This is a genomic window from Flavobacterium sp., from assembly GCF_027531905.1.
Classification (GTDB): domain Bacteria; phylum Bacteroidota; class Bacteroidia; order Flavobacteriales; family Flavobacteriaceae; genus Flavobacterium.
In genome coordinates this window covers 75,005-87,880 of record NZ_JAPZSU010000025.1, presented here as the reverse complement: position 1 = coordinate 87,880, position 12,876 = coordinate 75,005, and the positions used below count along the sequence as shown (strand labels likewise).

Below are 12,876 nucleotides of genomic sequence, written 5' to 3'. Positions count from 1 at the left end.
ATATAGCGTCTATTTTCTAGTTTCGTTCACTAATCGTTTAAGAATTGCCCATTGTCTGAGGGCATCTTTGGCAGCTATTGCTGGATAACCTAAAACTACTTTGCCAGCAGGGACATCGCAAGTAACGCCAGATCCAGCGCCAACAGTGGCTCCAGCACCAATAGTTGTGTGGTCTTTAATAGAGGCGCTTCCGCCAATTACAACGCCGTCTTCTAAGGTTACAGAACCAGCAAGGCCACTATGACCCGCCATAATGCAAAAACGTCCCAATTTACTGTTGTGACCAATTTGAACTAAATTGTCTATTTTGCATCCATCACCTACAACAGTTGAGCTGAATTTCCCTCTATCTACACAAGAATTGGCTCCAATTTCTACATTATTTCCGAGTACAACATTTCCAATTTGTGGAATTTTAACTAAACCCTTTTCATTACAAAAACTAAACCCAAATCCGTCTGCTCCTATAGTGGCATTGGGATGCAGGATACAATCATTTCCGATGTGGCAACGTTCTCTAACCACAACACCTGACCAAATCGTACTTCCGTTGCCTATGCTTGAATAATCTAAAAGTGTTACATTGGGATAAATGGTAACATTTTTTCCAATAACTACATTGGGTCCAAGATAACAGCCGGCTCCAATTTTGGTGCCTTCGCCAATTATGACTGTATCATGAATACAGGCTGTTGGATGTACATCTATATCAAATTGAGGTGGGGCTGGAGCAAAAAGTTCTAGCAATTGGGACATTGCTAATTCGGCATTTTTTACTTTTATAAATGCTCTATTGGTACCAGGTTCAATGCCTATATCTTCATTTACTATTGCAGCACTAGCTTTTGAACTGTTCCAGTATTTTTCATACTTTTTATTTCCTATAAAAGAAATTTGATTTTCTGAGGCAAGTTCTAATTGTTCTGGCGAAGTAATGTTTTGAGATAATGTGCCAATGAGTGTACCTTTTAGAACATTATTAATTTCTTGAATTGAGTATGATTTCATGAATTTGGGGGCAGTATTTATAATATTAGCCATCAAATTAAGCGAATTACTATTGAGTTACCTAATTTTTAACGTTTGAAAATGTAAAATAATATTTAAAAAACAGAAATTCTGTAAGTTGCTTTTTTTGAAAAAAAAAACGACTACTTTTTATAGTAGTCGTTAGATGGCTTATATGGATTTTCGTTTACTCTTCTTCTTTTTGCCCCATCATCATGAGAAAGGCTTTCAGAAATGGGTCTATATTGCCGTTCATTACACTGTCGACATCGCTTGTTTCATGGCCAGTGCGAACATCTTTAACCAGTTTATAGGGATGCATCACATAGTTTCTGATTTGTGAACCCCATTCAATTTTCATTTTTTTAGCTTCGATTTCATCTCTGAGTGCTTGCTTCTTTTTTAACTCAATTTCGTACAATTGCGATTTTAACAACTGCATGGCTTTGGTTTTATTATCTAATTGAGAACGTGTTTCTGAATTTTCGATAATAATTCCAGTAGGGTGGTGGCGCAAACGTACTGCGGTCTCTACTTTGTTTACATTTTGACCTCCAGCACCACTGGAACGCATGGTTTCCCACGAAATATCGGCAGGATTAATCTCAATTTGAATGGTATCATCTGCAAGGGGATAAACATATACGGAAGCAAAAGAAGTATGTCTTTTGGCATTGCTATCAAAAGGGGAGATACGAACCAAACGATGTACACCATTTTCTCCTTTTAAATAACCAAATGAATAATCACCTTCAAATTCTAAAGTAACGGTTTTGATTCCAGCGGATTCTCCCTTCTGGAAATTCAGTTCTTTAATTTTGTAACCGTATTTTTCGCCCCACATGATGTACATGCGCATCAACATTTCGGCCCAATCACAACTTTCGGTTCCACCAGCTCCAGCAGTAATTTGTAAAACAGCACTTAACGTATCTCCTTCATCCGAAAGCATATTTTTAAATTCTATGGCTTCGATGTGATTTTCGGCTAAAGTGTATTGTTCATCCAGTTCTTCAATGCTTAGTTCCCCTTCTTTATAAAAATCATAAGCAAGCTGTAATTCCTCGGTAAGAGAAGCGGCTTTATCGTAATCTTCAATCCACTTTTTCTTATTCCGTAAGTTTTTTACAATGATTTCAGCTTCTTTTGCATTATTCCAAAAGTCAGGAGCAAAAGTTTTTTCTTCTTCGTTGGTGATTTCAATGAGTTTGGCATCAACGTCAAAGATACCTCCTCAACGCACCAAGGCGCTCCACAATACCTTTAATTTGTTCGGTAGTTGTCATAAATTATTATTAATTTTGTTTTGCAAAAATATAAAAAAATTACCACAGCACAAGCTAAGGACTTGCTGTGGCTGATATAAATACTACTTATGGAAATTAATTTAGTGAGTGATACTGTGACCAAACCTTCTCCAGAAATGTTGCAATATATGTTTAGAGCAGTTGTTGGTGACGATGTTTACAAACAAGATCCTACAGTAATTGAATTAGAAGCTCGCGTAGCCGCTATGTTTGGAATGGAGGCTGGGTTGTTTTTTCCTTCAGGTACTATGGCGAATCAAACGGCTATAAAATTACACACCCAACCTGGTGAACAATTAATTGCTGATAAATATGCTCATGTTTATAATTATGAAGGTGGTGGAGTTTCGTTTAATAGTGGAGTTTCTTGTTGTTTATTAGATGGAAATCGCGGAATAATTACGGCAAACCAAGTTGCAGAAGCTATCAATGATCCCGAATTTTATCACAGTCCGAAAACAAGTTTGGTGTGTGTAGAAAATACAACGAATAAAGGAGGCGGAGCCTGCTATGACCTCGAAACCTTGCAACAAATCAAGCAAGTTTGTGATGGCAATAATTTAAAGTTTCACATGGATGGTGCTAGAATTTGGAATGCTTTGGTGGCCAAAAGACAAAATCCTAAAGAATATGGAAAGTTGTTCGATACTATTTCAGTGTGTTTGTCCAAAGGGTTAGGTGCGCCAATTGGTTCGGTTTTGTTGGCCGATAAAGAAACCATTCATAGGGCCTTGCGAGTGCGCAAAATTTTGGGAGGCGGAATGCGACAAGTAGGCTATTTAGCCGCTGCGGGGATTTATGCTTTAGAGAATAACATTATGCGATTGACAGAAGACCATCGCAGAGCCAAAGAATTAGGACTCTTATTGAGTAGGCTTTCTTGGGTAGAATCAGTAGAACCTGTTGAGACAAATATTTTGATTTTTAAAGTAATTCCAAGTTTAAGCGATGCACTTTTAATTGAAACATTACGTCAAAAAAACATAGCCATTAGTTCACTTGGAAAAGGGAAACTTAGAATTGTGACGCATTTGGATTATCGCGAAGTCATGCATTCTTATGTAATAGAGACTTTGCAGCGTTTATTTGTAGCATAAAAAAAAGGATTTAGAGTTTTACTTTAAATCCTTTTTTTATGACTTGTTATTTGAATAAATTATCCATTCCAGGTATCATCGGCATGTCCATTTTGGCTACAGCATCTAATTCTGTTTGATTTACTTGATTGGCTCTTGTGATAGCTTTATTGAGAACTAGTATCAAATAATCTTCAAGTTGTTCTTTGTCTTCTAGCAATTCATCAGCTATGTTTATTGATTTTATAGCAGTATTTGCGGTAACAGTAATTTGTAATAAACCATCAGAACTTTGTTCGTCAATCAAAATAGTATCTAGTCTTTTTTTAGTGTCTTCTATTTTTTGTTGGGTCTCTTTTAGCTTACCCATCATTCCCATTAAATCCATTTTTTGTTTTTTTTAAAATTATTGGTACAAAATTACTATATTGCTTATTGATAATCAACACAAAAAATAATGAAAAATTCTATTCGTTTGGTTTTGCTTTGTGTTATTTTTGCATTAACAATTACTAAGGCAAAAGCACAAAAAATGGCTGAAAATATACAAGCACCTGTAGCTAAAATTATTCCAAAACAACTAGTAAAGCACAACGATACTAGAATCGACAATTATTTTTGGTTAAACGAAAGAGAAAACCCAGAAGTGATTTCTTATTTGAATCAAGAGAACGATTATTACAACGCCAAAACAGCTCATACCAAACAGTTTCAAACCGAACTTTTTGAAGAGATGAAAGCGAGAATTAAAGAAGATGATCAGTCTGTTCCTTATTTTTATAATGGCTATTTTTATTTGACTCGATACGAAAAAGGTCAAGATTATCCTATTTATACCCGAAAAAAAGGAAGTTTGACCGCTCCTGAAGAAATTCTTTTTAATTGTAATGAATTGGCGAAAGGACATTCTTACTTTCAGCTAGGAGGGATGAGTATCAGTCCTAATAATAAGTATGCTTCTTTTGGAGTAGACACTAAAGGAAGAAGAATCTACACCATTCAAATTAAGAATTTAGAAACAGGTGAAATTCTTTCAGATAAAATAGAAAATGTCACCGGAGGGTCTGTTTGGGCCAATGATAATGCGACTATTTTTTATACCCAACAAGACAAAGTTACCTTAAGAGCTGATAAAGTATATCGACACAAATTAGGGACTGACGCCAAAAATGATGTGTTGGTTTTTGATGAAAAGGATGATACCTTTAACGTTTATGTAAGCAAAGAAAAGTCAAAAAAATACATTGTTATCGGTTCAGGAAGTACGTTAACTAGTGAGTATAGAATTTTGGATGCCGATAAACCAGAAGGGGAGTTCAAGGTGTTTCAACCAAGGGTTCGTGGTTTAGAGTATAGTATTTCTCATTATGGAGACTCGTTTTATGTTTTGACTAATAAGGACAAAGCAACCAATTTTAAATTGATGAAAACGCCGGAAAATGCTACTTCAAAAGAAAATTGGAAAGATTTAATTCCACATCGTAAAGATGTTTTATTAGAAGGCATCGAAATATTTAAAAACTACTTAGTTGTTGAAGAACGTTCTAATGGATTGAACCATATTAGAATCATACCTTGGAGCGGAAAAGGAGATTATTATCTTCCTTTTGATAACGAAACCTATAGTGCTTATACCACTACAAATGTTGATTTTGATACTGATATTCTCAGGTATGGTTACCAATCAATGGCAACTCCTTCTTCGGTTATTGATTTTAATATGACCACCAAAACCAAAGAGGTTTTAAAAGAACAACAAGTATTGGGGGGTAAGTTCGATAAAAGTAATTATATCGAAGAAAGAGTTTGGGCTACGGCAAACGATGGGACTAAAGTGCCAATTTCAATGGTGTACCACAAATCCATTAAAAAAGATGGTAAAAATCCATTGTTGCTCTATGCCTATGGCTCTTATGGGAATACGATGGAACCTTATTTTTCTTCTACACGATTAACTTTGTTAGACAGGGGTTTCGTTTATGCGATTGCTCATATTCGTGGAGGAGAGGATTTAGGAAGACAATGGTATGAAGATGGTAAATTGTTTAAAAAGAAAAATACGTTTACCGATTTTATTGACTGTTCTAAATTTGTAATCCAAGAAAAATACACCTCACCAGAACATTTGTACGCTGAAGGTGGTTCTGCTGGTGGATTATTAATGGGTGCAGTAGTAAATATGGCTCCTGAGTTATACAACGGAGTAATTGCTCAAGTCCCTTTTGTGGATGTTGTAACAACAATGTTAGATGATAGTATTCCGCTTACAACAGGAGAATATGATGAATGGGGGAATCCAAATGACAAAAAGTATTATGATTATATGCTATCGTATTCGCCTTATGATAATGTGAAAAAGCAAAAATACCCAAATTTGTTTGTTTCTACAGGCTTACATGATTCACAAGTTCAATATTGGGAACCGGCAAAATGGGTCGCCAAATTGCGCACAATGAAAAAAGATGAAACAGTTTTATATCTTGTTACTAACATGGATGCTGGTCATGGTGGGGCTTCAGGTCGATTTGAGTCATTAAAGGAATTGGCGAGGGAGTTTAGTTTTTTACTAGATTTGGAGAAAATTAAAAAGTAATTCGATTTTTTTTGTTAAGTTTGCAACCTATCTAGGTAGTTTATACTCAGCTTAGATTAACTATTTTTTTATGAAAGAAGAAATAAACGCTTATAATAATATTTTAGAATTAATAGGTAACACTCCACTTATTAAGCTAAATAGAGTTACTCAAGAATTTGAAGGTAATTTCTATGCTAAGATAGAAGCTTTCAATCCAGGACATTCTTCAAAAGATAGAATTGCATTATATATTATAGAACAAGCTGAAAGTAAAGGTATACTTTCGCCAGGTGATACAATAATAGAAACAACTTCTGGTAATACAGGATTTAGCTTAGCGATGGTAAGTATAATAAAAGGATATAATTGCATACTCGCAGTGAGTTCTAAATCTTCCAAAGATAAAATAGATATGCTTAGAAGTTTAGGTGCAAAAGTATATGTTTGTCCTGCTCATGTTTCTGCTGATGATGAACGTTCTTATTACAGTGTAGCCAAAAGATTGCACGAAGAGACCAAAGGATCTGTATACATTAATCAATATTTCAATCAATTAAATATAGATGCTCACTATTTGTCAACTGGTCCAGAAATTTGGAAACAAACCAATGGTAAGATAACACATTTAGTAGCCTGTAGCGGAACAGGAGGGACTATTTCGGGAACTGCAAAGTATTTAAAAGAACAAAATCCAAATATCAAAATTTTAGGTGTTGATGCGTTTGGTTCTGTTCTAAAAAAATATCATGAAACCAAAGAATTTGATAGTGCTGAAATTTATCCATACAGAATTGAAGGTTTGGGTAAAAACTTAATTCCAACAGCAACTGACTTTGATGTTATTGATAAATTCATGAAAGTAACAGATGAAGAAAGTGCACATTCTACTAGAGAATTAGCTAGGAAAGAAGGTCTTTTTGTAGGATATACATCAGGAGCAGTGATGCAGGCAATCAAGCAGTATGGCGAAGAAGGAGAGTTTGATAAAAATAGTAATGTAATTGCTATCTTTCCAGATCATGGTTCTCGTTATATGAGTAAAGTGTTTAGTGATGATTGGATGAATGATCAAGGTTTTTTTGATAGTGTAAATGAAGAAGAAGAGCAAAAAATTGAGTTTGTAAAATAAAATTTCAAGCAATTGCTAGATCTTGAATTTCAGGTATGTTTAATACTATTTAAGACTATATTTATTAAATAAAAGGAGTATAATTTTAGGATTTTACTCCTTTTTTTTATAACTAAATTTTTTGTTGTTTTTTTATACTCAAAAAAAATCTCTTCAATCTGTGGATTTAGAATGATGGTAAAGTGTTTTTTAGTGGGCGCTAAAGAGGGAAAGTATAAAAAAATCGAGTCAGAAATGACTCGATTTTTATTTATAAAAGAGCGCAAAAAGCTGTCTTTTATTATAATAGTTGAAAGGATTAATTATTCTTTCTGTGATTTAACCGCTAAATTATAAATAACTAAGCCAAATCCAATTTTATTGATGGCATCGGCAATGTTGTATACTACATCTATATTTCCGGAAGGAATTACTCCATTATACCAACCTTTAGTTCCCATCATGTAACCCAGTGGGTAAATAGCCCATCCTACCAATACAAACCAGCACAATATTTTGTGGGATTTTTGAATTTCACCACCAGCTGCTGCAGCTAATTTTGAAGCTTCACCTAACCAAATTTCATACACAATGGCAAAATATGCTGCTCCTGAAATCGCACCCCAAAATGCGGCGCTATCTGGTGCGACAACTTCTCCAAAATAACCTGTGATTAACATGACTAATGAATAAATAATCATTTTCCATAACAATGATGTTTTGGCTCCAGCCACTTTTAGAATTAAATAAAACTCAACACACATCAACGGTACAGTTAGAACCCAGTCTACATATCGAAAGAATGTAGGAGATTCTCCAAAAGATGCCCAATAATCTCTCATGTAGAAATAATGGACAGCTGCAATAAAAGTAATCAGCCCAGAAACCAATACTGATGTACGCCATTTTTTATCAAACTGACTTAATGATAAAAAGAAAAAGGCTGATGCAGCCATCATGGCCATGCAACCAACAAAAAAAGTAAAACCAACATAATCTGTAGGAGATAATTTTCCTATTAAACTAGAAATAAACATAAAATTTTTCATAAGTAAATAATTTTAAATTGTTATTTGTTTAATCAAATTTAATAAAAATTAAACAATAAATAATTCATTTTTTTTATTTTTTTGGTTAACTTTAAATTTATTAAAAAAAAATTATGAAAAAATACACGAAAATTGCAATTTTAGCCAGTTTCTTCGGGCTTTGGTTGGATTCTTTTTTGAATACAAATTTGCAGATTCTGTTAGGCTTTCTGTTGATTTTTTCATTTGGAATACTGCATGGTGCAAATGATTTGCTTTTAATAAAAAAAAGTAGCGCAATAAAATATTCTAATTCGACACTAAAGTGGTTAGGCTATTATTTAATTGTACTGCTAATGGGAATAGTCTTATTTTTTATTTTACCTCAAATAGCACTCATCCTTTTTATAATAGTTAGTGCCTACCATTTTGGTGAACAACAATGGCAAAATTTACAGAACTTTTTTCCGAAATGGCTTATCACGCTCTTTCAGCTTTCATATGGATTAGTCATTTTATTATTATTATTTACCATACACCTCCATGAAGTAAAAGAAATCATGTTTGGTATTACCAATAGCCTTGTTCCAAATCATTATTTTTACATAGTATTCTATTGCTTTAGTGCAGTTTTTCTTTCTCTTATTAGCTATTTCTATTGGAAAACCAATAAGATCAGAACACAAATACGCTTAGAATTGTTTCATTTGCTAATTTTTGCTATCATTTTCAAATCATCAAGTTTAATCTGGGGGTTTGCAATTTATTTCATAGTATGGCACAGTATTCCTTCAATTATTGATCAAATAAGCTTTATAGAGGGTACATTTTCATTGAAACATTTTACTACTTACTGCAAATCGGCATGGCTATATTGGTTGATTTCCATAATAGGAATAATCACTCTTTATAGTGTTTTTCGAGAGACACATTTATTCAACGCCTTATTTTTTTCTTTTCTGGCTGCCATAACTTTTCCGCATGTGATAGTTATAACCCGTATGTTCTATATTAAGAAAGCACAAAAAAAACCGAGCCATTACTGACTCGGTTTTATAACCATTCCCTTATTTCCCCTTTGGGGGCGAGGGGGATTATTTTACTTCTTCGAAATCAACGTCTTCAACATTGTCTCCTTGTGCTTGAGCTTGTGGCTCAGCAGCAGCTTGACCTTGTTCTCCTTGAGCGTACATTGCTTCAGTTGCTTTTTTCCAAGCAGCGTTGATGTTATCCAAAGCAGTTTGAATAGCTGGAATGTCTTGAGATTGGTGTGCCATTCTCAATTCAGTTAAAGCGTATTCTACAGCCACTTTGTTATCGTCAGATAATTTATCACCAAGCTCTTTCAATTGAGATTCTGTTTGGAAAATCATACTGTCAGCTTCGTTCAATTTCTCTGCTCTTTCTTTTGCAATTCTATCTGCATCAGCATTTGCTTCAGCATCTTTTTTCATTTTCTCGATTTCTTCAGCAGTTAATCCAGAAGAAGCCTCGATACGAATATCGTGAGATTTACCAGTTCCTTTGTCAGTAGCTGATACTTTGATGATACCGTTAGCATCAATGTCAAAAGTAACTTCAATTTGAGGAACACCTCTTGGTGCTGGTGGAATTCCGTCTAAGTGGAAACGACCGATAGTTTTGTTATCCGCTGCCATTGCTCTAGCTCCTTGCAATACGTGGATTTCAACAGATGGTTGAGAATCAGCAGCCGTAGAGAAAACTTGAGATTTTTTAGTTGGGATAGTAGTGTTAGCTTCGATCAAAGTAGTCATTACACCACCCATAGTTTCGATACCTAAAGATAAAGGCGTAACGTCAAGTAACAATACATCTTTTACATCTCCAGACAATACACCACCTTGGATAGCAGCTCCAATAGCTACAACCTCATCAGGGTTAACACCTTTAGACGCTTTTTTACCGAAGAATTTTTCAACTTCTTCAACGATTCTTGGGATACGAGTAGAACCACCTACCAAGATAACTTCGTCAATGTCAGAAGTGGACAAACCAGCATCTTTCAACGCTTGTGCTACTGGAGCCATAGAACGTTTTACTAAAGTATCTGCTAATTGCTCAAATTTAGAACGAGATAATTTTTTCACTAAGTGTTTTGGTCCTGAAGCTGTAGCCGTAACGTATGGCAAGTTGATTTCAGTTTCTGCAGAAGAAGACAATTCAATTTTTGCTTTCTCAGCAGCTTCTTTGATACGTTGTAATGACATTGGGTCTAAACGCAAATCAATACCTTCTTCAGCTTTGAATTCGTCAGCTAACCAGTCAATGATTACTTGGTCAAAATCATCACCACCTAAGTGAGTATCACCATTAGTAGACAATACTTCGAAAACTCCGTCTCCTAATTCCAATACAGAGATATCAAAAGTACCTCCACCTAAATCGTAAACAGCAATTTTTTGGTCTGTTCCTTTTTTATCCAATCCGTAAGCCAAAGCCGCAGCAGTTGGTTCGTTGATGATACGCATAACTTTTAAACCAGCGATTTCACCAGCCTCTTTTGTAGCCTGACGTTGTGCATCGTTAAAGTAAGCAGGAACAGTAATAACTGCTTCAGTTACTGTTTGACCTAAATAGTCTTCAGCAGTTTTTTTCATTTTTTGAAGTGTCATAGCTGACAATTCTTGAGCAGTGTACAAACGACCGTCAATATCCACACGTGGTGTATTGTTGTCCCCTTTTACAACTGTGTAAGGAACTCTTTTTGCCTCTTCTTGAGTTTCAGCAAAAGTGTGTCCCATAAAACGTTTGATAGAAGCAATAGTCTTAGTTGGATTAGTTACTGCTTGTCTTTTTGCAGGATCACCCACTTTAATTTCTCCACCTTCTACAAAAGCGATGATAGATGGCGTTGTTCTTTTTCCCTCTGCGTTAGGAATAACAACTGCTTCATTACCTTCCATTACAGAAACACAAGAGTTGGTCGTACCTAAATCAATTCCGATTATTTTACCCATTTTTATTATATTTAATTTTTATTGTATACTCGTTTTAACAACTCGAGGTCGTTAAGTCAAGGACTGTGCCAAGCCGATGTCAGTCTATAAATTGTCAGTTTGCCCCAAAAATGGCGGAAAAAAATATGACAAGATGACATTTCTAAATCCTAATTTCTAAATCCTATTTTTTTGGTCGCTCTTTCCCACCCGCAAAAAATAGTCACTCTAGCCAGAGCGTTTTCACTCCCATCAGCACTAAATTAATGCATAAAGACACGATTTTTGATCCTCTAATTCAAGGAATGATGCATAAAAATGTGCTAGATTACAGTCAATTAAAATAAATAGATAACTTTGTGCCTCTATAACTTTAAAACCCAAAAAAAATGAAAAAGAGTATCGTAAAAGTAGTAGCAATAGCAAGTTTCTTATTTATTGCTTGCCAAAGCAGTCCCAAGACGGATAATAAAGACGAGATTAACAACACAGAAGTTCTTAAAGCACAGGGTATCTCTAAAACAACCGATATTTCTTTTGTTTTAGCCAAGAATTATTTTGTAAAAAATACAATTGATAAATTAGATAATCCAAAGATTGAAACGGCTGAAAAGTTTAATGAAATCTTTGGTATGGCGACCACGATGGGCAGGGATGGAAAACCTACAGAAATTGATTTTAATAAGCAATATGTTATTGCAGTTGTTTTACCTGAAACGGACTTGATGACAACTATTGATCCAGTTAGTTTGCAAAAGGATGGTAATGGAAAAATCACATTGACCTATAAGAAAGTAGTAGGGCAAAAACAAACGTATACAATAAAACCAAGTTTTGAAATTATAGTAGACAAGACCGAAAATGGAACTATTGAGTTGAAAGAACAAAAATAATAAAGCTCAATCAAAAAGGTAAATAAGTAGTGGTTTGCTTTAAACAAATGATTATGATTTAATGATTCAATATCAAAACATGGATTATTTTTTGATTTGTTTGGTTGCGTTTTTGGGGTCTGGATTAACATTGTTCTCGGGCTTCGGCTTGGGGACATTGTTAGTGCCTGTTTTTGGTTTGTTTTTTCCTATCGAAATGGCTATTTTGTTAACTGCCATTGTACATTTTTTAAATAATATTTTTAAACTTATGCTATTAGGTCAAAAAGCGAACAAACAAGTACTGCTGTCTTTTGGGATTCCAGCAATCGTTTTTGCTTTGCTTGGTGCCTATTTTTTATCTTGTATGGACGGCATGCAGCCGATCGGAAGCTACGTTTTTGGGAATCATACATTTATTCTTTTACCTATTAAAGTTTGTATTGGCATTGTTTTGTTGTTTTTTGCCTTGTTCGAAATTATTCCAAGTTGGTCACGATTTACTTTTGATAAAAAGTATTTGCCATTGGGCGGAATGTTGAGTGGTTTTTTTGGCGGATTATCTGGTATGCAAGGGGCTTTGCGTGCGGCTTTCTTGATTCGATCAGGTTTATCAAAAGAATCTTATATAGGAACAGGTGTGGTTATTGCTTGTTTGATCGATCTTTCGAGAATGGGTATTTATGTGCAAAACTGGTCACAAAACACGGAAAAAATTGCCTATCCTTTAGTTCTTTGTGCTGTAATTTCGGCTTTTTTAGGAGCTTTTTTAGGGAATCGTTTGTTGGACAAAGTAACATTGAAAAGCATTCAATTGTTGGTAGCTGTGCTGCTGATGGTATTTGCAGTATTGTTGGGTTTAGGGGTTTTATAATCTACAAAAAAACGTTGATTATCAATTTGTAAATCAATACTATTATAAGAGATATGATACTCTTTGATGTG

The 12,876-nt window shown here is 34.7% G+C and carries 11 protein-coding genes; 6 read left to right on the top strand and 5 right to left on the bottom strand.

The window, feature by feature from the left end:
- Nucleotides 1-9: 9 nt before the first annotated feature.
- Together lpxD and prfB are read right to left on the bottom strand one after the other, a co-directional pair.
- Nucleotides 10-1,008 carry a UDP-3-O-(3-hydroxymyristoyl)glucosamine N-acyltransferase gene (lpxD, locus tag O9307_RS07895; protein ID WP_298297387.1) on the bottom strand — a complete coding sequence of 333 codons (999 nt, stop codon included), beginning with the start codon at nucleotides 1,006-1,008 and terminating at the stop codon, nucleotides 10-12.
- Nucleotides 1,009-1,195: 187 nt separating this feature from the next.
- Nucleotides 1,196-2,294 (bottom strand): peptide chain release factor 2 gene (gene prfB, locus O9307_RS07890; RefSeq protein WP_298297384.1). Its coding sequence is split into 2 segments (ribosomal slippage): nucleotides 1,196-2,230 and nucleotides 2,232-2,294, totalling 1,098 coding nucleotides; the frame shifts between segments, so codons are not numbered across the junction.
- A gap of 89 nt (nucleotides 2,295-2,383) precedes the next feature.
- Between prfB and O9307_RS07885 the strand changes: the two genes are divergently transcribed.
- The gene (locus O9307_RS07885; protein WP_298297381.1) at nucleotides 2,384-3,412 is read left to right on the top strand and encodes a GntG family PLP-dependent aldolase; all 1,029 of its coding nucleotides are present in this window, start codon (nucleotides 2,384-2,386) and stop codon (nucleotides 3,410-3,412) included.
- A gap of 46 nt (nucleotides 3,413-3,458) precedes the next feature.
- Here O9307_RS07885 and O9307_RS07880 read toward each other — a convergent pair whose 3' ends face one another.
- Entirely contained in the window at nucleotides 3,459-3,779 is a 321-nt protein-coding gene (locus O9307_RS07880; protein ID WP_064714713.1) for a YbaB/EbfC family nucleoid-associated protein, read from the bottom strand.
- A 144-nt stretch (nucleotides 3,780-3,923) separates the two neighbouring features.
- On the opposite strand from O9307_RS07880, the gene O9307_RS07875 reads away from it, so the two are divergent.
- Both O9307_RS07875 and O9307_RS07870 read left to right on the top strand, forming a co-directional pair.
- On the top strand, nucleotides 3,924-5,984 hold the full coding sequence (locus tag O9307_RS07875; protein WP_298297438.1) for a S9 family peptidase: 2,061 nt from the start codon (nucleotides 3,924-3,926) through the stop codon (nucleotides 5,982-5,984).
- Between the two features lie 70 nt (nucleotides 5,985-6,054).
- A complete protein-coding gene (locus tag O9307_RS07870) occupies nucleotides 6,055-7,095 on the top strand; it encodes a cysteine synthase family protein (protein ID WP_298297376.1) in 1,041 nt (346 codons plus the stop codon).
- A 302-nt stretch (nucleotides 7,096-7,397) separates the two neighbouring features.
- On the opposite strand, the gene O9307_RS07865 is transcribed toward O9307_RS07870, so the two are convergent.
- On the bottom strand, nucleotides 7,398-8,123 hold the full coding sequence (locus O9307_RS07865) for a bacteriorhodopsin-like (protein WP_298297373.1): 726 nt from the start codon (nucleotides 8,121-8,123) through the stop codon (nucleotides 7,398-7,400).
- Between the two features lie 113 nt (nucleotides 8,124-8,236).
- Between O9307_RS07865 and O9307_RS07860 the strand changes: the two genes are divergently transcribed.
- The gene (locus O9307_RS07860) at nucleotides 8,237-9,148 is read left to right on the top strand and encodes a Brp/Blh family beta-carotene 15,15'-dioxygenase (RefSeq protein ID WP_298297370.1); all 912 of its coding nucleotides are present in this window, start codon (nucleotides 8,237-8,239) and stop codon (nucleotides 9,146-9,148) included.
- 48 nt (nucleotides 9,149-9,196) lie between these two features.
- Here the strand turns inward: O9307_RS07860 and dnaK are convergent, their stop codons facing one another.
- On the bottom strand, nucleotides 9,197-11,080 hold the full coding sequence (dnaK, locus tag O9307_RS07855; RefSeq protein WP_298297367.1) for a molecular chaperone DnaK: 1,884 nt from the start codon (nucleotides 11,078-11,080) through the stop codon (nucleotides 9,197-9,199).
- Nucleotides 11,081-11,448: 368 nt separating this feature from the next.
- Between dnaK and O9307_RS07850 the strand changes: the two genes are divergently transcribed.
- A complete protein-coding gene (locus O9307_RS07850; RefSeq protein WP_298297364.1) occupies nucleotides 11,449-11,952 on the top strand; it encodes a hypothetical protein in 504 nt (167 codons plus the stop codon).
- Nucleotides 11,953-12,013: 61 nt separating this feature from the next.
- Nucleotides 12,014-12,805, top strand: coding sequence for a sulfite exporter TauE/SafE family protein (locus tag O9307_RS07845; RefSeq protein WP_298297362.1), 792 nt, complete (start codon nucleotides 12,014-12,016; stop codon nucleotides 12,803-12,805).
- The last annotated feature ends 71 nt before the right edge of the window (nucleotides 12,806-12,876 follow it).

What these genes read in the sequence shown, in the direction of transcription:
- O9307_RS07885 (WP_298297381.1), top strand. Translation starts at nt 2,384, where the DNA reads ATGGAAATTAATTTAGTGAGTGATACTGTGACCAAACCTTCTCCAGAA.
- dnaK (WP_298297367.1), bottom strand. Translation starts at nt 11,080, where the DNA reads ATGGGTAAAATAATCGGAATTGATTTAGGTACGACCAACTCTTGTGTT.
- O9307_RS07870 (WP_298297376.1), top strand. Translation starts at nt 6,055, where the DNA reads ATGAAAGAAGAAATAAACGCTTATAATAATATTTTAGAATTAATAGGT.
- O9307_RS07880 (WP_064714713.1), bottom strand. Translation starts at nt 3,779, where the DNA reads ATGGATTTAATGGGAATGATGGGTAAGCTAAAAGAGACCCAACAAAAA.
- lpxD (WP_298297387.1), bottom strand. Translation starts at nt 1,008, where the DNA reads ATGAAATCATACTCAATTCAAGAAATTAATAATGTTCTAAAAGGTACA.
- O9307_RS07850 (WP_298297364.1), top strand. Translation starts at nt 11,449, where the DNA reads ATGAAAAAGAGTATCGTAAAAGTAGTAGCAATAGCAAGTTTCTTATTT.
- O9307_RS07865 (WP_298297373.1), bottom strand. Translation starts at nt 8,123, where the DNA reads ATGAAAAATTTTATGTTTATTTCTAGTTTAATAGGAAAATTATCTCCT.
- O9307_RS07875 (WP_298297438.1), top strand. Translation starts at nt 3,924, where the DNA reads ATGGCTGAAAATATACAAGCACCTGTAGCTAAAATTATTCCAAAACAA.
- O9307_RS07845 (WP_298297362.1), top strand. Translation starts at nt 12,014, where the DNA reads ATGATTCAATATCAAAACATGGATTATTTTTTGATTTGTTTGGTTGCG.
- O9307_RS07860 (WP_298297370.1), top strand. Translation starts at nt 8,237, where the DNA reads ATGAAAAAATACACGAAAATTGCAATTTTAGCCAGTTTCTTCGGGCTT.